Source organism: Lacisediminihabitans sp. FW035 (genome assembly GCF_054880895.1).
The window spans coordinates 506,849-527,361 of the sequence record NZ_CM142187.1; the positions used below are offsets into that span (position 1 = coordinate 506,849).

The following is a 20,513-nucleotide window of genomic DNA, read 5'->3' on the forward strand; positions in this document are numbered from 1 at the left end:
CTAGGTCGAGCCGGGCTGCGGGCGGGCGAATATGTCTCCGTGTGAACGCGCGGATTGTCCGGGCGCGCCCTCGCCCGTAGCGTGGGCGGCGCACCCAGAGGAGATTTTCGTGACATCCACCCCCCTGCCCTTCGGCGGCGAGCACTTCGGTTTCGACACCGACCAGGTACACGCGGGCGAGCAGATCGGCGCGGGGCACGGCGCAAGGATCACCCCCATCTACCTGACCGCCGGGTTCGTCTTCGATTCCTTCGACCACGCTCGGGACCGCTTCGCCGGGGACGACGGCGCCTGGGTCTACTCCCGGCTTGGCAACCCGACCAACGTCGTCGTGGAGGACCGCCTCACGGCGCTCGAGCACGGGGTCGCGTCTCTTCTGGTGGGCAGCGGCCAAGCCGCGATCACGGTGGCGATGCTCGGCATCCTGAAAGCCGGGGACCACTTCCTCGCGACCCAGAGCCTCTATGAAGGCACCAAGACGCTCTTCCGCGACAACTTCAGCCGGTTCGGTATCGAGGTCGAGTTCGTGGACGATCCGCACGATCTCTCGGAATGGCGGCGCCGGTTGCGGCCGGCCACCCGGGCCGTCTACGCGGAATCGATCCCCAATCCCAAGAACGACCTGATCGATTTCGAGCTCGTCTCCGGTTTCGCACGGGATGCCGGCATCCCCTTCGTCGTCGACAGCACCGCCGCTACGCCCTACCTCCTGCGCCCCCTCGACCACGGCGCCTCCATCGTCGTGCACTCGGCAAGCAAGTTCCTCAGCGGGCACGGCGCATCCCTGGCGGGGGTCGTCGTCGACGGCGGCACCTTCGACTGGGCGCGCTACCCCGAGAAGTTCCCCCAGTTCTCCGCGCCGCTCTCCGGCGATCCGGAGGCCACCCTGCTCACCCGGCACGGCGACCAGGCTTTCATCGAGTACACCAGGAACGTGATCGCGGGCCGGCTCGGTCCCGTGCTGTCGCCGTTCAACTCCTTCCTGTTGTTGCAGGGCCTCGAGACTCTGTCGCTTCGGGTCGAACGGCACTCCCGAAACGCCCTCGCGATCGCCGAGTGGCTCGAAAAGCAGCCGGAGGTCGAGTCGGTCGACTACCCGAGCCTCGCGTCGAGCCCGCACCGCGCGCTCGCCGAGAAGTACCTCCCTCGCGGGGCCGGATCCGTCTTCGGCTTCACCCTGCGCGGCGGGTTGGATGATGCCCGCACGCTCATCGACGCCGTCGAGCTCTTCAGCCGGATGACCCACATGGGTGATGTGCGGTCGATGATCCTCCACCCGGCGACCACCTCGCACGCCCAGGTGTCTGCCGCCGATCGCGAGCGCTTCGGGATCGGTGACGGCCTCGTGCGTCTTTCCGTCGGGATCGAGGATGAGCCGGACCTCATCGCCGACCTCGAGCGGGCCTTCGCGGCCGTGCGCGCCTCACGGGTGCTTGCCGAGGTCGGCTGACTCCGGGTCTCTACCGCGCGCGCAACCGCGGAGCGAGGTCGCGCTCGAAGGACTCGAGGAAGCGGCGCTGGTCGTGCCCGGGAGCGTGGAAGACGAGGTGGTTGAACCCGGCGTCGATGTACTCCCCGATCTTCGCGGCGGTCTCGTCGGGATCGGAGCCCACGATCCAGCGCGTGGCGACCTTCTCGATCGGCAGGGCATCCGCCGCCTTCTCCATCTCGATGGGGTCGGTCAAGTCGTGCTTCTGCTCGGCGGAGAGTGAGAGTGGAGCCCAGAAGCGGGTGTTCTCGAGCGCGAGGTCGGGGTCGGTGTCGTACGAGAGCTTGATCTCGATCATGTGGTCGATGGAGGCGACATCCCGTCCCGCCTTCTCGGCCCCGGCCGCCACCGCGGGGATCAGCTTCTCGGTGTAGAGGTCCATGCCCTTGCCGGAGGTGCAGATGAAGCCGTCACCGGCTCGACCCGCGTAGCCGGCCACGACCGGTCCGCCGGCGGCGATGTACACGGGGATGCCGCCGTCCGGCCGGTCGTAGATGCTCGCGTCGTGGGTGGAGTAGTACTCGCCCTCGAAGTTGACCCGGTCGCCGGTCCACAGCTCTCGCATGAGGGAGACCGCCTCGCGCAAGCGGGCGTAGCGCTCCTTGAACTCCGGCCAGTCCTGCTCGCCGGCACCGCGGAATCCGGTGGCGATCTCGTTGAGCGCCTCACCGGTGCCGACCCCGATCATGATGCGCCCCGGATACAGGCAGCCGAGCGTCGCGAAGGCCTGAGCGAGCACCGCCGGGTTGTAGCGGAAGGTCGGGGTCATCACTGAGGTGCCGATCTGGATCGACGACGTGCGCTCGCCCACTGCGGCCATCCACGCCAGCGAGAACGGCGCGTGCCCGCCGGTGTGGCGCCAGGGCTGGAAGTGGTCGCTCACGGCGACGCTCTCGAAGCCGTGGGCTTCGGCCGCGACGGCGATCTCCACCAGCTCTCGCGGTGCGAACTGCTCCGCGGATGCCTTGTAGCCGAGTTTCAATGGCAGGTTCAGTGCAGACATGGGGCTCGATTCCTGAGGGCGATGAGGTACCCCTCCATTGTCGTCGTGATGGCCGTGAGTAAACACCGGGAGTCTGCACCGGACGTATCGTTTCCTTCGGGCCCAATCGCGCCCACAGCCGGAGAGAGCCCCATGTATCCCACCAGTCCCGCCCAGTTCGAGGCCTCGCGAACCGGCGCGATCCCGCAGTCGGAACCGGTGCGGGACGACGTATGGGCGCTCGCCCAGCGGATGCCCGGCGGGTACCTCCCGTACTCGCTGCTGTACCTGCTGAGAGATTCAGAGCGTGGATTCCACGTGATCGATCCCGGCTGGGATTCCCCCGACAACTGGGCCGGCCTCACCGCCCTCCTTGCCGATCTGGATGCCTCGCCCACCGACATCCGCTCGATCACGTCGACGCACCTCCACCCCGATCACATCGGGCTTGCGGGGCGGCTGCGCGAGGCATCCGGGGCGCCGCTCCAGCTGCACGAGGCAGAGGCGGCGGCGATCGGATCGCCCTTCGACAGCCCGCTCAGCGCGGAGGCGGGCGCCCGTCAACTCGAGGACTGGGGTGTGCCGGCGGATCGCCGCGACGAGATCCTTCGGATCACCGCCCAAGCCTCGCGCTTCGTGCCTCCTCCCGCGGATCGTACCCTCGTCGACGGCGAGCGGCTCGACATCCCCGGCTTCGACCTGCGGGCGATGCTCACCCCGGGCCACACCTCCGGCCACCTGTGCCTGCGGGACGACGCGCGGTCGTTGCTCTTCACCGGCGATCACCTGCTCCCGATGATCTATCCCGGCCTCGGACTCGGAGCGCCCACCGTCACCAATCCCCTCGCGGACTACCTGGCGAGTCTGGACCTGGTGAGCGGCTACCCCGACCACGAAGTGCTCCCGGGCCATGGCTGGCGGTTCTCCGGCGTCGCTGATCGCGCGACGGAGACCGCGGCTCATCACCTCCGCCGGTCGAGTGAAGTCGCGGCCGTGCTCGCGGATGCTCCCCACTCGAGCACCTGGCAGATCGCGTCCCGCCTCACCTGGTCGGCGGGGTGGTCGGGGCTCGTCGGCTTCCTGCTCTACTCGGCTCTCGCGCAGACCGAGATGCACCGCGACTACCTGGCGAACCCGGCCCGTTAGCGAGTCACCCTCAGCACGCGGAGAGCGGCGAGCACATCCTCGATCTGGCCTCCCTCGTGACCGTTGTAGGGCCACACCGTGATCTGTTTGTCGCCCCCGTAGGCATTGAAGGCGGCGAATACCGTGGACGGCGGGCAGGTCGAATCCATCAACGCGGTCGAGAACCAAGCCGGCGCCGTCGCTCGCCGGGCGAAGTTCACGCCGTCGAAGTACGACAGGGTGTCCTGCACCAACGCCGCCTTGCCGCGGTGCACGGCGAGATATCGGCCGATCTCGCGGTAGGGATCATCGTCGGTGATGGTCGTCGCGCGGGGGAAGTCGCAGAGGAACGGCACGAAGGGGAAGACCGCCTGCAGGCCGTCGACGAGGCCCGCGACCGCGAGGGCGAGCCCTCCACCCTGGCTGAATCCGAGCACGGACACCCGATCGGCGTCGATAGCGGGCAGTGACCTCGCCGCATCGATCGCCCGTACGGCATCCGTCATGAGGCGCCGGTAGTAATAGGTCTCCGGGCTCTCGATGCCCCGGGTCATAACGCCGGGGGCGCTGGGGGCTGAGCCCTCCGGATCGGCGGTGTCGCCGGGGCTCCAGATCGAGCCCTGGCCGCGGGTATCCATCTGCAGGTGCGCGAAGCCGGCGGATGCCCAGAACAGGTTCTCGACGGCGTGACCGCGGCCGCCGCCGTAGCCCACGTATTCCACCACCGCCGGGAGGGGCTGGGGGAGGCCGGCAGGGAGACGCAGCCACCCACGAACGCGCTGCCCACCGAATCCCGAGAAGCTGAGGTCGAAGACGTCGACGGTGCGCAGCCCGCTCTCGACGGGCACCACGGAGAGCGCGAGGTCGAACTCTCGGGTTTGCGCGAGGGTCGCTGCCCAGAAGGAATCGAAGTCGGGCGGATCGATCTGGCCGCTGCGGTAAGACCTCAGTTCGGCCTCGGGAAGGTCTGTGAACATCGTCGTTCCTCGGAAGCGGGGCGGGGAGAGGGGAGGGCTGCCGAACCTAGACGGTGAGGCGGATGAAGAGCGGCGAACCCCAGAGGCTGCCGACGTGCTCGACATAGCGGCCGGGCCGTGGTGAGTTGTACATGCCGCCCGCGCCATCGTAGATGCCGATGTGCTGACCCGGCCAGTACACGAGGTCGCCGGCTACCGCATCCGCCTGGCTGATGCGCACGCCGAGGCGCGCCTGGTGGTCGGCTCCACGGGGGAGGCTGATCCCGAATCCCGCGAAGACGTACTGGGTGAAGCCGTCGCACGAGAAGCTCGTCTGGGGGCTGTTTCCATACCCGTAGGGCACGACGCCCACGAACTGCGCCGCATATTCGAGCACCGCCGCACCGCTGTAGGTTGGCGCCGGGGGGTTGACGGTGATGCTGCCGAACTTGTTCGCGACGGCCGCTCGGCCCACCGCGGCTACGGCCGCGACCGGTTGCGGCTTGGTCACCGAATACCCATCGCGGGAGGGGGCGACGAGCTCGACAGAGGAGACGAGGGAGACCGTCTGGACCGTTGCCGCGCGGCTGGTGACCGCGGCCGCAGAGCCGGCGACGGCATAGGCGGGAATGGCGACAGTTGCGACGAGAGCGCCCGCTGCCACGAGGGCACCGAGCTTCGCGGCGTAAGAAGTCATTCGAACAGGGTAGCCCAGAGCTCCTCGAAAGTCTCATTCTGATAACGAGATCCCCGTGAATTGGGGCGCTCGGGCGTCATTTCGGGGGTGATCAGACCGGTGCATCGCTCCATTTCGGAAAAATATGGCGACACGCCGAAAACACTAGATGTAGTGGAATGACACGAGTGTCATTCCGGTTATATAGTAAGAACCCACGACGGCACCGGGAATGAACAGACGGTGACGGAGTACCAAACTTTCAGCAGACCACCCCACAATCCAGGAGGCTCCCATGGACAACGACAACAGCTTCATCGGCGGATACGCAGTGCCGGTCGACCCGATGGACGACCTGCAGTGCGACAGCTGCCAGTAAGCCCCTAGCTCCCTCACGGAGCGACTCCTTCACGGAGCGACTCCTGCGAAGCCCCGGCCACCATTGATGGTGACCGGGGCTTCGTTCGTTAAGCTTTCGCTGTGCCAATTGAAGCTGTGCCAACAGAAACTGTGCCCAAGGAATTCGAATGACAGTGAACCCCGAGCTCGTCGGCCGGGTCTTCCCGCCGATCGGGCCGTATCTCGTCGGGAGGGAGAAGATCCGCGAATTCTCCCGCGCCGTCTTCGCCACCAGCCCCCTCTCCTTCGACCTCGCGGCCGCACGCGCTGCCGGGTACAGCGACCTCGTGGCGCCACCCACCTTTCCGGTGGTCGTGCAGGAGCTCACCCTTCAGCAGTTGCTCTCGGAGCCGGATGCCGGCATCGACTTCTCCCGGGTGGTGCACGGCGACCAGCGCTTCAGCTTCAGCCGACCGATCGTGGCCGGCGACGAGCTCACCGCGACACTGACCGTTGCGAGCATCAAGTCGCTCGGCGGGCATTCGATGGTCACGGCCGAGTCCTCGATCGTCGGCTCGGACGGCGCGCACGTCGTCACCGCCACCTCCACCCTCGTGGTGCGGGGCGACGAATGAGCGGCATCACGGCGGCCTCCCTCGCAATCGGGCAGGTCGTCGCCGAAGCCGAGTTCGCACTCAACCGGGACTCCCTCGTGCGCTATGCGGGGGCATCCGGGGACTTCAACGCCATCCACTATCGCGACGACGTGGCCCGCTCGGTGGGGCTTCCGGGCGTTCTCGCCCACGGGATGCTCACTATGGGACTTGCCGTGCAGCCGGTCGTCGACTGGATCGGCGACCCGGGAAGGGTGCTCGACTACCAGGTGCGCTTCACCCGCCCGGTCGCTGTGGATGCTGCCGACGGTGCTGTCGTGATCGTGACCGCCAAGGTCGGCGCTCTCGACGGTGACATCGCGCGGATCGACCTCACGGTCACCTTCGACGGTTCGACCGTGCTCGGAAAGGCGCAGGTGCGCGTGAGCGTGGCCTGACCGATGGATCTTCGAGAACTCACCACCCTCAGGGTCGGCGGCGCGGCCCGGCACTACCTTGCGCCACAGACGCGCGAGCAGCTCATCGACGCCGCGCGCGCGACCTGGGCGACCGGCGACGACTGGATCGCGCTCGGGGGAGGGTCGAACCTCGTCGTGGCCGACGAGGGAGTGCCGGGCACCGTCATCCATGTGGTCACCCGGGGGATCGAACGGCTGTCCGGGTCCGGACTCGACGGACGGGTCGTGCTGCGGGTACAGGCTGGGGAGCCGTGGGACGCTCTCGTCGCGACGACTGTCGAGCAAGGCCTTGCCGGGCTGGAGGCGCTCTCGGGCATCCCGGGGTCGAGCGGGGCGGCTCCGATCCAGAACATCGGCGCCTACGGGCAGGAGCTCTCGTCCAGCCTGGTCTCGATCGAGTTTCTCGACTACCTCAGCGGCGACCTTCTGCGCCTCCCGGCCGCCGAGCTCGAACTCGGCTACCGGAGCTCCCTGCTCAAGCGCGGTCGCGCGGGAATCGTCGTCTCCATCGACCTCGTGCTGACGCGAAACGAGGGTGCCCTCAGCGATCCGATCGAGTACGACCAGCTCGCCAGCGCGCTCGGCGTGTCCGTCGGGGATCGTCTGCCGGTCGCCAGGGTACGCTCCGCGGTGCTTGCACTTCGCGGGGCCAAGGGGATGCTGCTCGATCCGGCGGATCCCGATTCGGTGAGCGCGGGATCCTTCTTCACCAATCCGGTGGTGAGCGCGGCCTTTGCACGCTCCCTGCCCGCGGACGTTCCTCGCTGGCCGATCGAGGACTCCGCAACGACGGAGCCGCGCGTGACGCCCCTCGAGACCTATGACCCGGGCAGCCTGCCCCAGGCTGCCGCCGTCGAGCCGGCCGGCGTGAAGCTGAGCGCGGCCTGGCTCATCGAGCATTCGGGGGTGACGCGAGGGTTCAGCCTTCCGGGGTCACGCGCGGCAGTCTCGAGCAAACACAGTCTCGCGATCGTGAACACCGGGGATGCGACGGCGTCACAGGTCGCCGAGCTGGCCCGCTACATCCAGACCCGCGTGCTCGGGGCCTACGGAGTCGTGCTCCAGCCGGAGCCCGTGCTGGTGGGCGTGCACGTCTGAGGCGGAGTCAGGGTCAGTTGGCGTTCGCCATGAGCCAGGCGTAGGGGTCCACGAAGGTGCCGCCAAGGGAGATGCCGAGGTGCAGGTGCGCGCCGGTCGACGCCCCCGTGCTTCCCACCAGGCCGAGCGTCTGTCCGACGGTGACGGTCTGGCCGACCGTGACGGTGGGGGATCCGGCGATCATGTGAGCGTAGAGGCTCTCGACCTTCTGGCCGTTGATCACGTGTTCGATCACGACCCGCGTGCCGTAGGACGCGTAGCCCCCGCTGTCCTGCCCGACGATGGTCACCACTCCGGCAGCGATCGCACCGATCGGCGCGCCCGCTCCGGGAAGGAAGTCGAGCCCGTCGTGGAATGAGGAGCATCCGTTGCAGGGTGCTGGTCGCGGCCCGAACCCGCTTGCGATCGGCACATAGCGCGTGAACGGCCACTGGATCGTGCCATTGGGATTGGGCGTGTAGAGCATGCTCCCGCGCGGTGCGAAGCTGGCCAGTTTCGTCTGGCGGATCGGCGGAGGCGGCGGCGGGAGGGTGACGGCGTAGGCGTCCCGGACCACCGTCGTCGGCGCTGTGAGGGCTGCGACGGTCGCGAACGACTGGGTCGGCGCGGTCTCCCGCAGGCTCGAACCGGTGAGCGTGAGGGCGGATGCCGAATCCGGGCGGTAGAGGGCCGCGGCCGGCAGCGAGGTCGAGACGATGAGCGCTGCGACGCCGAACAGGGCACCGATCGCGGTCACCTTCGAAGTCGCCCTCTTCAGGGCGCCTCGCCGTTGCCGTGTCACCAGGTCAGTCCTCTGCCGTGAATCGCCGCTGCGCTGCAGTCGAGAGACTCGGGCTTGCTCGGGTTTCGTCACCGTTTAGTAACGAATCGGTAAAGGCTAGCAAGACTCGACCGATTCGACCAGAGCCCCCGGTGCGCTCAGCGCTTCAGCAGGCCGAGCTCCATGGCAAGAGTGACCGCCCGCGTGCGATCACTCACCCCCAGTTTTTCGAACACGTGCAGCAGGTGGGTCTTCACGGTCGCCTCGCTGAGGAACAGCGCTTTCGCGATGGAGGGGTTGCTGTTTCCGCGCGCCACCAGGCCGAGCACCTCTGTCTCCCTCTCGCTAAGCGTCACCGTGGGAGGCTTGGCCACCCGTCGCACGAGTAGTGCCGCGATCGACGGCGCGAGAGCCACTTCGCCGCGAGCGACCGAGCGGATCCCGGCGAGGATCTCCTCCTGGGGGGCGGCCTTGAGCAGATAGCCGGTAGCGCCGGCCTCGATCGCGGAGAGGATGGCCTCATCGCTCTCGTAGGTCGTCAGTACGATCACGCGGATGCCCGGCTCGGCGGCCATGATCTGCGCGGTCGCAGCCACCCCGTCCAGCTCCACCTCGCCGACGGATGACGCCGGCAGCGGCATCCGCAGGTCCATCAGCACGAGATCGGGCTTCAGACGTACCGCTGTCTCGACGGCGTCCGCGCCACTCGACGCCTCGCCGATCACCTCGACGTCCGCGGCATCCTGCAGCAACGCGACGATGCCGCTGCGCACGATCGGATGATCGTCGGCCACCACGATGCGGATCACGCAGCGACTCCGATCGGCAGCGACACCGACAGCGAGGTGCCGCCGCCCGGCACGCTCGACACAGCGAGCGCGCCGTTCACCAGGGCGAGCCGGTCGCGCATGCCGGGGAGGCCGAAGCCGGTCTCGGCGGCGCTCGAGTCGAATCCGCTGCCGTCGTCGGTGACCGAGAGCGTCGCGGTCAGGAGCTCCGTCACCAGGCGCACCGTGGCGGTAGTCGCGTGAGAGTGCTTGCGCACATTGGCAAGAGCCTCCTGGGCGCAGCGCAGCAGAACGACCTCCGTGTCCCGGTCGAGCTCCACCGAGACTTCGGCGGTTACCGAGATCGCGATGCCGCTCTCCCGCCGGAAGCGCTCGGCCAGTCGCTCGAGCGCGGAGGCGATCCCGCCGCCGAGGTCGACCGGGGCGCTCGCCGCGACCAGCGATCGGGTCTCGACCAGGGCATCCCGGGCGCTCTCCTCCAGCAGTTGGAGCTGGTCGGCGAGCGGCGTGAGCTGCCCGGCGCCGAGTTCCCGCTGGGCGCGCTGCGACATCATGACGATGCCGGTGAGGCTCTGTGCGATCGTGTCGTGGATCTCCCGGGCAAGGCGCTCACGTTCGCTCACGACTCCCGTGTCGTGGTTCGCCGCCGCGAGTTCGGCCTGGGTCGCCGTGAGTTCGTCGAGCAGGCGCAGCCGTTCGTTGCTGAGATCGGCGATGCGACTGATCCAGAGGCCGAGGGCGAGGCTTCCGACGAGCGAGATGCTCTGGATCAGTCCGGTCTGGGACAGGTTGTCGGAGCCGGTTCCCACCGACACGACGAATCCCGCACTCACCACGAGGGCAAGGGCGACGTTGGCCGCCACTGCGACCCTGGTGCGCTCGATCACCACCCAGAGCAGCGGGAATGCGATCGCCTGCACGAACGCGAGGTTCGGCGAGCAGGCGACAAGCACGCCGGAACCGATGATCAACGCGAGGGAGAACGGGAGGGTGAAACGGGTGTCTCCGCCGAGCGCCCGCCGCCCGATGGTCACGTAGGCAAGGCTGAGGGTGGCGATGGTCACCCAGGCTCCGATGCGCTGGCCGGTGCTCGGTGCCCAGGCGAACAGGTTGATCACCGCGAGCATCACCATGGTGGTGGCGAAGAACACGTGCCACCAGCGGTTGCCTGTCATGGACTCAAGCATCCCATCCGTCCCCCGCCTTTCGGGCGTTCAGGAGTCCTTGCGGATCCAGCGGAAGGTCAGGCGGCACGCCACGAGTCCCACCACGAGCCAGATCGCCGTGACGAGCGCGACACCCCCCAGGTTCCAGGTGCCGCCCATCTCGAGCGCCTTGAACGAGTCGGGCAGGAATACGGAGCGCATTCCCTGTGCGAGCCACTTGAGGGGAAAGATACTGGCGAAGTTCTGCAGCCAGTCGGGCAGCTGCGAGAAGCTGAGGTAGACGCCCGAGATGAACTGCAGGATCAGTGTGATCGGGATGATCACGGCCGTCGCGCTCTTGCCGGAGCGCGGGAGGGCGCTCAGGGCTATCCCGAGCACAGCACAGGTGGAGACTCCGAGCAGGAACACCCAGGCGAAGGTGAGCCACTTGGCCGGATCCGTCGGCAGTGACACCCCGAAGGCGACCGCCGCCACCACCAGCAGCAGTGCCGATTGCAGGATGCCCGTCACGATCACCTGCCCGATCTTGCCGATGAAGTAGCTCATTACCGGCAGGGGCGAGCCGCCGAGCCGCTTGAGCGTGCCGTCGCTCTTCTCGGTGGCGATGTCGATGGACATGTTCTGCAGGCCGCTCAACAGCACCCCGGCCGCGAGCATGGCGGGAAGGTAGAACTCGGCGGCGGTCACCTTGGCGCCGCTCGCGGTCTTTCCGAAACTGCCTTCGCTGAAGGCGACCGAGAAGATCGTGAGGAAGATGAGCGGAAACAGGAAGGTGAAGAAAACCGAGTCGCCCTGGCGGAAGTAGGTCTTCACCTCGTAGGCGATGCGGCTGGCGCCAAGTGCGAGCGTGCGACCGGCGGGCAGTTTCGGGGTCGCGATTTCGATGGTGGTCACAGTGAACGCTCCAGTTGTTCGGGGGTCTTCTTCTCGGTGCTGTGGGTTGCCCCTTCGCGGGCTGCCCCTTCGTGAGCCGCCACGAGGTCGAGGTAGACGTCTTCGAGGCTCGGGCGGCGCACCTCGAGCCCGGCGGGCTCGCCGCCGGTGGAAGCGAGCAACCGCGCGACGACGGATGCCGGCTCGGTGGTGCGCTCCTCGTGCGCCCCGTTCTGGTCGTGCCAGCGCACGACCGGTACCCGGGCATCCGCTCCTCCGATCTCATCGATCGTGCCGATGTCGATGAGCCGGCCGCCGGCGATCACGCCGGCTCGGTCGCCGAGCTGGGCGGCCTCGTCGAGGTAGTGGGTCGTGAGCAGGATGGTGGTGCCCTCGCGCTTGAGGGAGCGGATGAGCTCCCAGAATTCGCGACGCGCCTCCGGGTCGAACCCGGTGGTCGGCTCGTCGAGGAAGAGCAACTCCGGCCGCCCGATCACTCCGAGCGCGACATCCACCCGCCGCCGTTGGCCGCCGGAGAGCGATTTGATGCGGGCCTTGGCTTTCTCGGTGAGGCCGACAGCGGCGATCACCTCGTCGACGTCGCGCGGGTTCGGATAGAAGCCGGCGAAGTGGGCGAGCTGCTCGCGAACGGTGACGTTGCCGCTCTCGCCGGTCGACTGCAGCACGATGCCGAGGCGGGCCTTCCACTCGAGGGTGCCGCGCTGCGGATCCACGCCGAGCACGCGCGCCTCGCCGCTGGTGCGGTCACGGTAGCCCTCGAGGATCTCGATGGTGGTGGACTTGCCCGCGCCGTTGGGGCCGAGCAGGGCGAAGGTCTCGCCGGCCTGGATGTCGAAGCTCACGCCGTCGACGGCCGCGAAGTCTCCGTACTGCTTGCGCAGGTCGCGCACACTCACGTGGGGAGAAGTTGTCATGTGCCAATAGTCGCGCTCGCGGCACCCCGGGACAACGGTGCACCGGCTGGAGAGGGATCAACCGATCGGTGGATGGCGCGGGGTGGGGTCGCGTGGTGGCACTCCGCCGACTGAGTGGCGAGAAGTACATCTTCCATGACGCGTTCGCGGTGTACTTCTCGCCAGTGAGCGCGCACTCCGCGGGTCGCGAGCAGTTGCGCGAATCCGTGACCTCGGGAGCCGCGCTCACCCCCGCGACGCGAGCACCGTGCGGATGCGGGCGACCAACTCGTCCGGATCGCGCAGGTCGTTCGCGTTGACCTGCATCACGAACCATCCGTCCGCCTCGAGCCGGGCGCGGTGGGTAATGTCGGCCCGGAAGTTGTCGGGATCGGAATGGTAGTCGCTTTGGTATTCGATCAGCACCCTGTGACGGGGAAAGGCGAGATCCGCCCGGTACTCGAAGCCGCCGGAGGTGGTGATCGGCAGGTTGGCCACCATCCCCGGCAGTCGGGCCGTGAGGATGATCACCCGAAGGTGGGACTCCTTTCGCGACTCTGACCGGTCGGAGAGCATCGGGTGGGCAGCGCGCAGGACAGGCAATCCCCGGCGGCCGGGGTAGCTCGCGATCGCGGCGGCGAGGGCATCGCGGGAGGTGAGAGGAAGCATCCGCCCTATCAGGAAGTCGCCGACCGCGACGAGATCGGGGAGGTCGAGGTCGGCGCCGAGGTCGCAGAAGACCCGCTCCGGTGAGCTGATTCGGATGCCGTGCCAGACCCGGATTTCGCACTCCCGCACCACAACCGAGCGGCCCCGGATGCCTCGCCCGGTCGGCGCCCGCAGCGGCGCCGGAACGCTCACCTCGAGCCGGCGCGACGCCTCCGATCGACTCGGGAGCGGCAGGTTAATCACCACGGCGGCCGTGATCCCGCTGAAGAACGCCGACGGGGGCAGTCGAAGGCGCAAGGCGCGGCAGAGCGACTCGACCGATGGCGCGCTTCCTGCAGGAATCCGAACCCCGCGCTGCGGCTGGGCGAGATCCGGGCCGAGCATCCGGCCGCGTCCGAGCCCCGCGGAAGCGCCCTGCCGCACGCTGAACGGCGCGGCGCCGAGGCTGCGGGGGAGGGGTACGCGCGGTGGCATGACAAGAGGATGCCGCTCCCGCGCGAGCCGTGTCGTCCACTGTCCACAGGGTTGGCGTCGCGCACCGGGTCGGGCGCGTGACTGGCGAGAAGTACACCCTCCGGATGCGATCGAAGGTGCACTTGTCGCCAGTGACGGCGGTCACCAGAGTTTCCGTCCCGATACCCCTCACGCCGTCGCCGAGTCACGGGAGCCCCGTGTGCGCACCCCGCCGCGCGCAGCTTTGCACCCGGCGGAACCGTCGCCTACACTGGAGCGTGGTAGTTGAAATCTGCCATCATTTCGTATGCCCATTTCGGGTAAAACCCTTGGTTTCGGATGCGGATGATGACAGTTCGGCTGCGAAGGGCGGTGGCTCAATTGGTAGAGCAGCGGTCTCCAAAACCGCAGGTTGCAGGTTCAAGTCCTGTCCGCCCTGCAGTTCGATTCGTGCACCTGTACGGGTCGACAGTTTCGACGAAGGTAGTAACCAAGTGGCGAGAAATGTCATCGACGAGCCGAGTGAGGACATCGTCGCGAATGCCAAACAAGACCGTGGCTCGAGCCGCGGTCCGTTCGGCCGACTCGTCCTGTTCCTTCGGCAGGTCATCAATGAACTGAAGAAGGTCGTCACCCCGACCCGCAAGGAACTGTTCAGCTACACCGGTGTCGTGTTGGTCTTCGTGGTCATCATGATGGCGCTGGTGTACGGGCTGGACCTGCTCTTCGCACTCGGTGTGAATACCATCTTCGGCAATTAGCGACAGAACAACTGCAACTGGCGGCCACAGCACGGAACGGGCCGCAGGGAGTTAACGGCTCCCTAACCGGCGGAGGCACGCGACGTGCCGCATCCGCCCCAAGAAATGGAATGAGATTCACAGTGTCTGGAACAAACCGCGACGACATCGACCTCGCGACTGCCGCCGAGCAGTCCTCCGAAGAGGACGAAGCGCAGGAGGGCTACGAGCTGGCCGCGGATGAGTCGTCCGTAGAGTCCGCCGAGAGCCGCGCCATTCACCTGGTCGACGAAGACAACGAGTACGAGATCGAGAGTGACGTCGAGGCAGACCTCGATGCCGCCCTCGATGCCGTGGCGCTCGCCGCAGACCCCGAAGCCGATCTCGCGGTCGCCGACGCCCTAGAGGTCGATTCTGTCGACGAGGCCGAGGCCGCCCTCGAGGCGACCGAGGACGAGGTCGGATTCGTGGAGGGGGAGGCCGAGCAGGTCGTGCCCTTCGACGATGCGTTCGAGGCGGAGATCGAGTCCGAGCTCGCCGAGCAGGCGAGTGTTGATGAGGCCGACGAAGAGACCGAGGTCGACCCCTACGACGAGTTCCGCAAGGAGCTCAAGGCGGCCTACGGCAAGTGGTACGTCATCCACTCCTACGCCGGCTTCGAAAAGCGCGTCAAGCAGAACATCGAGAACCGCAAGGTCTCGATGGCCATGGAGGACTTCGTCTTCCAGGTCGAGGTTCCGATGGAAGACGTCGTCGAGATCAAGAACGGCCAGCGCAAGCTCGTCACCCGCGTGCGCATCCCGGGGTACGTGCTCGTGCGTATGGATCTCAACGAAGACAGCTGGTCGGTCGTACGCCACACCCCCGGCGTCACCGGATTCGTCGGTAACTCGCACAACCCGACGCCGCTCCGTTTCGAAGAGGCCTTCAACATGCTGAAGAGCCTGGTGCAGATCGTCGAAGCCCCGGTCAAGGCCGGAGCAAAGGGCGGAAAGGCCATCGGCAGATCCATCCCCCAGGAAGTGGACTTCGAAATCGGCGAGACCATCACGATCAAGGAGGGTTCGTTCGCGGGTCTTCCGGGATCGATCAACGAGATCAAGGCCGAGAGTGGCAAGCTCATCGTGCTCGTCTCCCTGTTCGAGCGCGAGACCCCGGTGGAGCTCAGCTTCGACCAGGTCACCAAGCTCTAACCCACCCCCGCTGGAGACCCCAGCTCTGAAAAGCCCGTCGCACCCGCGGCGGGCTTTTTCGTTGTCTTTCGGCCTTATGCCTACGCGCTCTGCCGGCGGCCGTCGTTCACTTTCGCCGTGAAGAGGTCGAGTGTGAGGCCATCGAGCAGCGCGCCCGGATCCAGGCCGAGGGCGGCCGCAATGCGCACCAGTGAGTGGATGCTCGGCATCGCACGCCCGTTTTCATAGGCGCGGATGTTGGACGAATCGATCCCGCTCCCGGCAGCGAGTTCATCCTGCGTAATTGCTATCTGCCGCCGGCGCTCAGCGATTCGCCGCCCGATGTGGGCTGCGGCGTCGGAGGTGACTCGGGGCATCCACTAAGCCTCAGGGCGCCCGGGCGCGTGTACCAGTGTGTAAGTCACCGGGTACTTGTACTCTGGTACCTATGGCCGCAGCGAATGAGGGAGTCGAGCGGCTAGTAAAGTCCCGAAAGCGCGTCGCCGATCACGGCGAAGTCTTCACGCCCGCGTGGCTGGTCGCAGACATGCTCGACCTCGTCAAATCCGAGACAGAGCGCATCGACTCGCGATTTCTCGAGCCGGCTTGCGGATCGGGCAATTTCCTCATCCCGGTACTCGAGCGAAAGCTCGCTGTCGTGCAGTCCCGTTACGGTCGCAACGACTTCGAGCGCAGGCATTATGCGCTGCTTGCCCTGATGTCGGTGTACGGAGTCGAGCTTCTTCCGGATAACGCGGCGGAGTGTCGAGCGAGGCTTTTGTCGACGTTTGCTGCCTTCCTCAGACTCGCAGAAGAGGATGGCTGGTGGCCCGCGGCCCAGCGTGTCCTCGCGTTAAACGTCGTCGAGGGCGACGCATTGACCATGACCGCCGCAAGCGGCAATCACATCACGTTTCCGGAGTGGGGCTATCTAGGTCGAGGCAAGTTCCAGCGTCGCGACTTTCGTTACGACGCGCTCACCCAACGTTCGTCAGTGCAGGGCAGTCTCTTTGAGAATTTGGAGGAGCACGAGGTCTTCGTGCCAGTCGCCATCTTCCCGCCGATGACCGTGCGAGAGCTTGCGGCATGACCGCTGCTTCACCGAAGGCGGAGTTCACTCTGAAGGGCCACAACCCTGACGTGCTCACGTGCATCGCCAATCTCTCTAATGATGAGGTCTTCACTCCGCCGGCTCTGGCCAATCAGATGCTCGACACACTCGAGGTGGCATGGGCCGAGGCGAATGACGGCAAGAGCATCTGGGCGGACCCCGCAGTCACCTTTCTCGATCCGTTCACGAAGTCGGGGGTCTTTCTTCGCGAGATTGTTGCGCGATTGAATCTCGGGCTGGAAGATCAGATCCCCGAACTGGATACTCGAGTCGAGCACATCCTTACCAAACAGGTTTTCGGCATCGGGATCACCAGGCTCACCAGCCTGCTTGCCCGACGAAGCGTCTACTGCTCGAAGGATGCAACTGGCACCCACTCCATCGCAAAGTCGTTCGACCGGGATTGGGGCAACATCTGGTTCGAGCGCACCGAGCATACCTGGGCTGGGGAAAAGTGCGCATACTGCGGCGCCAGCAAGCTGGAATACAGCCGGGGTGCCGATCTCGAGACACACGCCTACGCCTTCATCCATGCGACCGACATCACAGCACGGATTAAGCAGATTTTCGGAGCCGACATGCAGTTCGACGTAGTGATTGGGAACCCGCCCTACCAACTCGATGATGGTGGGCACAATAATTCGGCGGCACCGATCTATCAGCTTTTCGTTGACGGAGCCGTGACCCTGGATCCGCGTTTCATCGTGATGGTTACACCGTCCCGCTGGTTCGCCGGGGGGCGAGGACTTGACGGGTTCCGAAAGAGAATGCTCACTTCGCGGAAGCTGCGGTACCTGGTCGATTACCCGAAGTTGTATGACGCGTTTCCGGGGGTAAAGATCCGCGGAGGAATCTCGTACTTCTTGTGGGATCGCGACCATGAAGGCACCTGCACGATACAGACGATGTGGGATGGTGTCCCGGTCGGGCTTCCCGTCGCCAGGGAGCTCGACACCTACGACATACTCGTTCGTCGAAACGAGGCCGTGTCGATCTTGGAAAAAGTCCGAGCCAGAAACGAACCGACCCTCGACGCACATGTGTCTGCAGGCAAGCCCTTCGGACTTCGAACCTTTTTCCACGGTCAGCCGACTCCGACTGGACTGACCGATCCGATCCAGCTCTTCGGCTCTCAAAGAATCACTTGGGTCGAGCGAAACGCGATTCCACAGAACGCTGGGTGGATCGATGAGTGGAAGGTTCTCATGACGGCTGTGCAGGGCACTAGTGCCGCAGTCGAGACTAAATTCCTCAGCAAGCCGATCATTGCTGCGCCCGGGACAGCTTGCACGGAGACATACCTTGTCGCAGGACACTTTTCGAACGAAGACGAGGCCAAGCGATTTGCGGGGTACCTTCGATCCCGCTTCCTCCGGTTCCTTGTGTCGCTGCGCAAGTCAACACAGCACGCAAACCGTGACGTCTACTCCTTTGTCCCGGATCTCAGCACCGACCAAGACTGGACTGACCGTGCGCTCTATGAGCGATACGGTTTGAGTGGCGGCGAAGTTGACTTCATTGAGTCTCAAGTTGCCGCGCATGACGCCACGTCCGAAGTGATCGATGACTAAGCCCATCGATAGCCTGCTGCCAGAAAAGCCCGACGCCCGACTTCGAATCTACGGTTGGTCGAGTAGCGAAGTCGCGGAGCGGTGGCGCGGTTGTCTCAAGATCGGGCAGACGACGCAACGGGTCAACGATCGCATTCGGCAGTCGCAGGGGCAGGCGCGAGTTGAGTACTCCGTCGAGGTTGACGAGTCGGCGGAGCGGGCAGACGGCAGCACGATTACGGACACCGACGTGCGGGCTCGGCTTATCTCGAAGAACTTCGAGAACGTTGTCTACGAATCAAGCCGAGAGTGGATGCGCTGCACGGCCGACGATGTGCTGACGGTGATCCACGAGCTGCGCGAGAATCGCGACTTCAGCGGCACCCACCACAACACCTTTCCACTGCGGAACGAACAGGAACAGGCGGTCGCGAAGACTGTCGAGTACTACCGATCCATCTGGAACGAGGACTCTGATGCGGTCCCTGAGTTCCTATGGAACGCAAAGATGCGGTTCGGCAAGACCTTTACTGCGTATCAGCTCGCGAAGCGCCTGCGGGCGATGCGGGTGCTAGTCGTCACCTTCAAGCCAGCCGTGGAGGACGCCTGGAAGACCGACCTCGAGTCGCATGTCGACTTCGATGGCTGGCAGTACCTGTCCCGCGCAACGGGAGCCGACCCCGACAGCGCCGACTCACACCGTCCCCTTGTGTACTTCGGGTCCTTTCAAGATCTACTGGGCCGTGACGCAGCAGGCAACTTCAAGGCGAGACACCAGTGGCTCACCGAGATGTCCTGGGACCTGGTTGTCTTCGACGAGTATCACTTCGGCGCCTGGCGCGACGCGGCCAAAGAGCTCTTCGAGGGCGAGGATGACACTTCGAAGAAGAAGGAACTCGAACTCGAGTTCGGTCGCGACCTCGAGACCTTCGCCCAAGAGACGGAAGAGCTCGGCAGTGTCGAAGACGCCTTCGTGCCCATTCGCGCTGGAGCGTATCTTTATCTTTCTGGCACACCGTTCAAAGCCCTCGCGACCGGTCGGTTCATCGAAGAGCAGATCTTCAATTGGACATATACCGACGAGCAGCGCGCGAAAGCGGCATTCGCCGAGCAGTATCCGAATGACCGCAACCCCTACGCCTCGCTGCCCGAAATGCGGCTGCTTACCTACCAGATGCCCGATGAACTAGTTGCCGTGGCGAATCAGGGCGAGCTCGACGAATTCGATCTCAATTCGTTCTTCGAGGCGACTGGGTCCGAAAGCGCAGCGCAATTCGTGCACAAAGACGATGTGCAGAAGTGGCTCGACATCATTCGCGGCTCACACCTTCCGACCCAGATCGACGCGTTACGAGCAGGAACTCGACCCCCATTTCCCTATTCCGACACTCGCTTGCTCCCGTACTTGCAGCACTCCCTGTGGATGCTTCCGCGCGTCACCTCCTGCGCCGCGATGGTCAACTTGCTCGCCGAACCGCAGAACTCTTTCTGGCACGACTACGCGGTCGTCAATGTGTCGGCTCCAGGGGTCGGCGTAGGGCTGGATGCGCTTCCGCCGGTGCGCGTGGCGATGGGCAACGGTTACGACACCAAGACCATCACACTCACCGTCGGCAAGCTCACCACCGGCGTGACGGTCGCGCCGTGGTCATCGATTCTCATGCTGCGGAACCTCAAGTCGCCGGAAACGTATTTTCAGGCCGCCTTCCGAGTTCAGTCGCCGTGGACGATCAGCAACCCGCATGGCGACGATCCGAGGTCCGAGCAGATCCTGAAACCAGTGTGTTTCGTATTCGACTTCGCCCCGACGCGCGCTCTTCGTCAGATCGCCGAATATGGCATCGGACTATCCCCGGAGGCACTTAATCCGGAACGCGCCGTCGAGGACCTTGTGAAATTTCTGCCTGTGCTCGCCTACAACGGGTCGAACATGCTTCAAATCGATGCGGGTGCAATTCTCGACTATGCGATGACGGGTACATCCGCGACGCTCCTGGCGCGCAAGTGGGAGTCAGCGTTGCTCGTCAATGTCGACAACGACACACTTCGCAAGATCATGGAGTCGCCGGCTGCGATGGATGCGGTGATGAACATCGAGGGGTTCCGTGCGTTGGGGTCGTCGATTTTCGAGACCGTCGTGAACAAATCCGAGGCAGTGAAAGAAACGAAGAGGCTAAAGGGCGACGGCATCACCGCGCCCGAGAAGAAGGAACTCTCCGACGACGAGAAGGACTACCGGTCCAAGCGAAAGCAGATTCAGGAGAAGCTGATCAAATTCGCGACTCGAATTCCGGCATTCATGTACCTGACTGACTACCGGGAGAACACCCTGCACGATGTGATCACGAAGCTCGAGCCGGACCTCTTCAGAGCAGTCACCGGTTTGACGGTCGGCGACTTCAACCTGCTCGTCTCGCTCGATGTATTCAATTCCTCGCAAATGAACCAGGCCGTCTTCGCGTTCCGACGCTACGAGGACGCATCCCTGTCGTATACAGGAATCGACTCGCACGAGGGCCTTCGGCGCTACGGGCTCTACGACACCGTCGTCGCACTCGAGAGCCCGCGGTAGGCAGAGTT

At 65.4% G+C, this 20,513-nt stretch carries 20 protein-coding genes and 1 tRNA gene; 11 read left to right on the top strand and 10 right to left on the bottom strand.

The genetic code is table 11. From position 1 onward, the window contains the following. Window positions 1-109: 109 nt before the first annotated feature. A complete protein-coding gene (locus ACVXZ4_RS02560) occupies window positions 110-1,450 on the top strand; it encodes an O-acetylhomoserine aminocarboxypropyltransferase/cysteine synthase family protein (RefSeq protein ID WP_461796681.1) in 1,341 nt (446 codons plus the stop codon). 10 nt (window positions 1,451-1,460) lie between these two features. Here the strand turns inward: ACVXZ4_RS02560 and fgd are convergent, their stop codons facing one another. Continuing rightward, entirely contained in the window at window positions 1,461-2,492 is a 1,032-nt protein-coding gene (fgd, locus tag ACVXZ4_RS02565) for a glucose-6-phosphate dehydrogenase (coenzyme-F420) (RefSeq protein ID WP_461796682.1), read from the bottom strand. A 132-nt stretch (window positions 2,493-2,624) separates the two neighbouring features. On the opposite strand from fgd, the gene ACVXZ4_RS02570 reads away from it, so the two are divergent. Continuing rightward, a complete protein-coding gene (locus ACVXZ4_RS02570; protein ID WP_461796683.1) occupies window positions 2,625-3,617 on the top strand; it encodes an MBL fold metallo-hydrolase in 993 nt (330 codons plus the stop codon). Here ACVXZ4_RS02570 and ACVXZ4_RS02575 read toward each other — a convergent pair. Both ACVXZ4_RS02575 and ACVXZ4_RS02580 read right to left on the bottom strand, forming a co-directional pair. Then, window positions 3,614-4,573, bottom strand: a complete 960-nt coding sequence (locus ACVXZ4_RS02575) for an acetylxylan esterase (protein WP_461796684.1) — start codon at window positions 4,571-4,573, stop codon at window positions 3,614-3,616. The genes ACVXZ4_RS02570 and ACVXZ4_RS02575 overlap by 4 nt on opposite strands. 46 nt (window positions 4,574-4,619) lie before the next feature. Continuing rightward, the gene (locus tag ACVXZ4_RS02580) at window positions 4,620-5,249 is read right to left on the bottom strand and encodes a C40 family peptidase (RefSeq protein WP_461796685.1); all 630 of its coding nucleotides are present in this window, start codon (window positions 5,247-5,249) and stop codon (window positions 4,620-4,622) included. Window positions 5,250-5,755: 506 nt separating this feature from the next. On the opposite strand from ACVXZ4_RS02580, the gene ACVXZ4_RS02585 reads away from it, so the two are divergent. Genes ACVXZ4_RS02585 through ACVXZ4_RS02595 form a run of 3 tightly spaced genes read left to right on the top strand, consistent with a single transcriptional unit; the run spans window position 5,756 to window position 7,737 of the window. Then, a complete protein-coding gene (locus tag ACVXZ4_RS02585) occupies window positions 5,756-6,202 on the top strand; it encodes an FAS1-like dehydratase domain-containing protein (protein ID WP_461796686.1) in 447 nt (148 codons plus the stop codon). Further along, window positions 6,199-6,618: a MaoC/PaaZ C-terminal domain-containing protein gene (locus ACVXZ4_RS02590; RefSeq protein ID WP_461796687.1), complete on the top strand. Its 420-nt coding sequence runs from the start codon at window positions 6,199-6,201 to the stop codon at window positions 6,616-6,618. The genes ACVXZ4_RS02585 and ACVXZ4_RS02590 overlap by 4 nt, the downstream gene beginning before the upstream one ends. 3 nt (window positions 6,619-6,621) lie before the next feature. After that, on the top strand, window positions 6,622-7,737 hold the full coding sequence (locus tag ACVXZ4_RS02595; protein WP_461796688.1) for a UDP-N-acetylmuramate dehydrogenase: 1,116 nt from the start codon (window positions 6,622-6,624) through the stop codon (window positions 7,735-7,737). Window positions 7,738-7,750: 13 nt separating this feature from the next. Here the strand turns inward: ACVXZ4_RS02595 and ACVXZ4_RS02600 are convergent, their stop codons facing one another. The 6 genes from ACVXZ4_RS02600 to ACVXZ4_RS02625 all read right to left on the bottom strand — a co-directional run bounded on the left by ACVXZ4_RS02600 (window position 7,751) and on the right by ACVXZ4_RS02625 (window position 13,381). Then, window positions 7,751-8,473: a M23 family metallopeptidase gene (locus tag ACVXZ4_RS02600; RefSeq protein WP_461796689.1), complete on the bottom strand. Its 723-nt coding sequence runs from the start codon at window positions 8,471-8,473 to the stop codon at window positions 7,751-7,753. Window positions 8,474-8,655: 182 nt separating this feature from the next. Then, the gene (locus ACVXZ4_RS02605; protein WP_461796690.1) at window positions 8,656-9,306 is read right to left on the bottom strand and encodes a response regulator; all 651 of its coding nucleotides are present in this window, start codon (window positions 9,304-9,306) and stop codon (window positions 8,656-8,658) included. Next, window positions 9,303-10,460 (bottom strand): sensor histidine kinase, encoded by a 1,158-nt coding sequence (locus tag ACVXZ4_RS02610; RefSeq protein WP_461796691.1) that lies wholly within the window; start codon window positions 10,458-10,460, stop codon window positions 9,303-9,305. Before ACVXZ4_RS02610 ends, ACVXZ4_RS02605 begins: the two co-directional genes overlap by 4 nt. A 39-nt stretch (window positions 10,461-10,499) precedes the next feature. Continuing rightward, complete coding sequence (locus tag ACVXZ4_RS02615) at window positions 10,500-11,345, bottom strand: ABC transporter permease (RefSeq protein WP_461796692.1); 846 nt, start codon at window positions 11,343-11,345, stop codon at window positions 10,500-10,502. Next, on the bottom strand, window positions 11,342-12,259 hold the full coding sequence (locus tag ACVXZ4_RS02620) for an ABC transporter ATP-binding protein (RefSeq protein ID WP_461796693.1): 918 nt from the start codon (window positions 12,257-12,259) through the stop codon (window positions 11,342-11,344). Before ACVXZ4_RS02620 ends, ACVXZ4_RS02615 begins: the two co-directional genes overlap by 4 nt. A gap of 225 nt (window positions 12,260-12,484) precedes the next feature. Continuing rightward, on the bottom strand, window positions 12,485-13,381 hold the full coding sequence (locus ACVXZ4_RS02625; protein ID WP_461796694.1) for an endonuclease domain-containing protein: 897 nt from the start codon (window positions 13,379-13,381) through the stop codon (window positions 12,485-12,487). 345 nt (window positions 13,382-13,726) lie between these two features. On the opposite strand from ACVXZ4_RS02625, the gene ACVXZ4_RS02630 reads away from it, so the two are divergent. The 3 genes from ACVXZ4_RS02630 to nusG all read left to right on the top strand — a co-directional run bounded on the left by ACVXZ4_RS02630 (window position 13,727) and on the right by nusG (window position 15,293). After that, window positions 13,727-13,799: transfer RNA gene (locus ACVXZ4_RS02630), tRNA-Trp, on the top strand. A gap of 55 nt (window positions 13,800-13,854) precedes the next feature. After that, the gene (gene secE, locus ACVXZ4_RS02635; protein WP_461796695.1) at window positions 13,855-14,121 is read left to right on the top strand and encodes a preprotein translocase subunit SecE; all 267 of its coding nucleotides are present in this window, start codon (window positions 13,855-13,857) and stop codon (window positions 14,119-14,121) included. A 122-nt stretch (window positions 14,122-14,243) separates the two neighbouring features. After that, the gene (nusG, locus tag ACVXZ4_RS02640) at window positions 14,244-15,293 is read left to right on the top strand and encodes a transcription termination/antitermination protein NusG (protein WP_461796696.1); all 1,050 of its coding nucleotides are present in this window, start codon (window positions 14,244-14,246) and stop codon (window positions 15,291-15,293) included. 80 nt (window positions 15,294-15,373) lie between these two features. Here nusG and ACVXZ4_RS02645 read toward each other — a convergent pair whose 3' ends face one another. Beyond that, window positions 15,374-15,649, bottom strand: coding sequence for a helix-turn-helix domain-containing protein (locus tag ACVXZ4_RS02645; RefSeq protein ID WP_461796697.1), 276 nt, complete (start codon window positions 15,647-15,649; stop codon window positions 15,374-15,376). A gap of 170 nt (window positions 15,650-15,819) precedes the next feature. Between ACVXZ4_RS02645 and ACVXZ4_RS02650 the strand changes: the two genes are divergently transcribed. Genes ACVXZ4_RS02650 through ACVXZ4_RS02660 form a run of 3 tightly spaced genes read left to right on the top strand, consistent with a single transcriptional unit; the run spans window position 15,820 to window position 20,505 of the window. Continuing rightward, on the top strand, window positions 15,820-16,362 hold the full coding sequence (locus tag ACVXZ4_RS02650; protein WP_461796698.1) for an SAM-dependent DNA methyltransferase: 543 nt from the start codon (window positions 15,820-15,822) through the stop codon (window positions 16,360-16,362). After that, a complete protein-coding gene (locus tag ACVXZ4_RS02655; protein WP_461796699.1) occupies window positions 16,359-17,954 on the top strand; it encodes an Eco57I restriction-modification methylase domain-containing protein in 1,596 nt (531 codons plus the stop codon). Before ACVXZ4_RS02650 ends, ACVXZ4_RS02655 begins: the two co-directional genes overlap by 4 nt. Continuing rightward, the gene (locus ACVXZ4_RS02660; protein ID WP_461796700.1) at window positions 17,947-20,505 is read left to right on the top strand and encodes a GIY-YIG nuclease family protein; all 2,559 of its coding nucleotides are present in this window, start codon (window positions 17,947-17,949) and stop codon (window positions 20,503-20,505) included. Before ACVXZ4_RS02655 ends, ACVXZ4_RS02660 begins: the two co-directional genes overlap by 8 nt. Window positions 20,506-20,513: the final 8 nt, after the last annotated feature.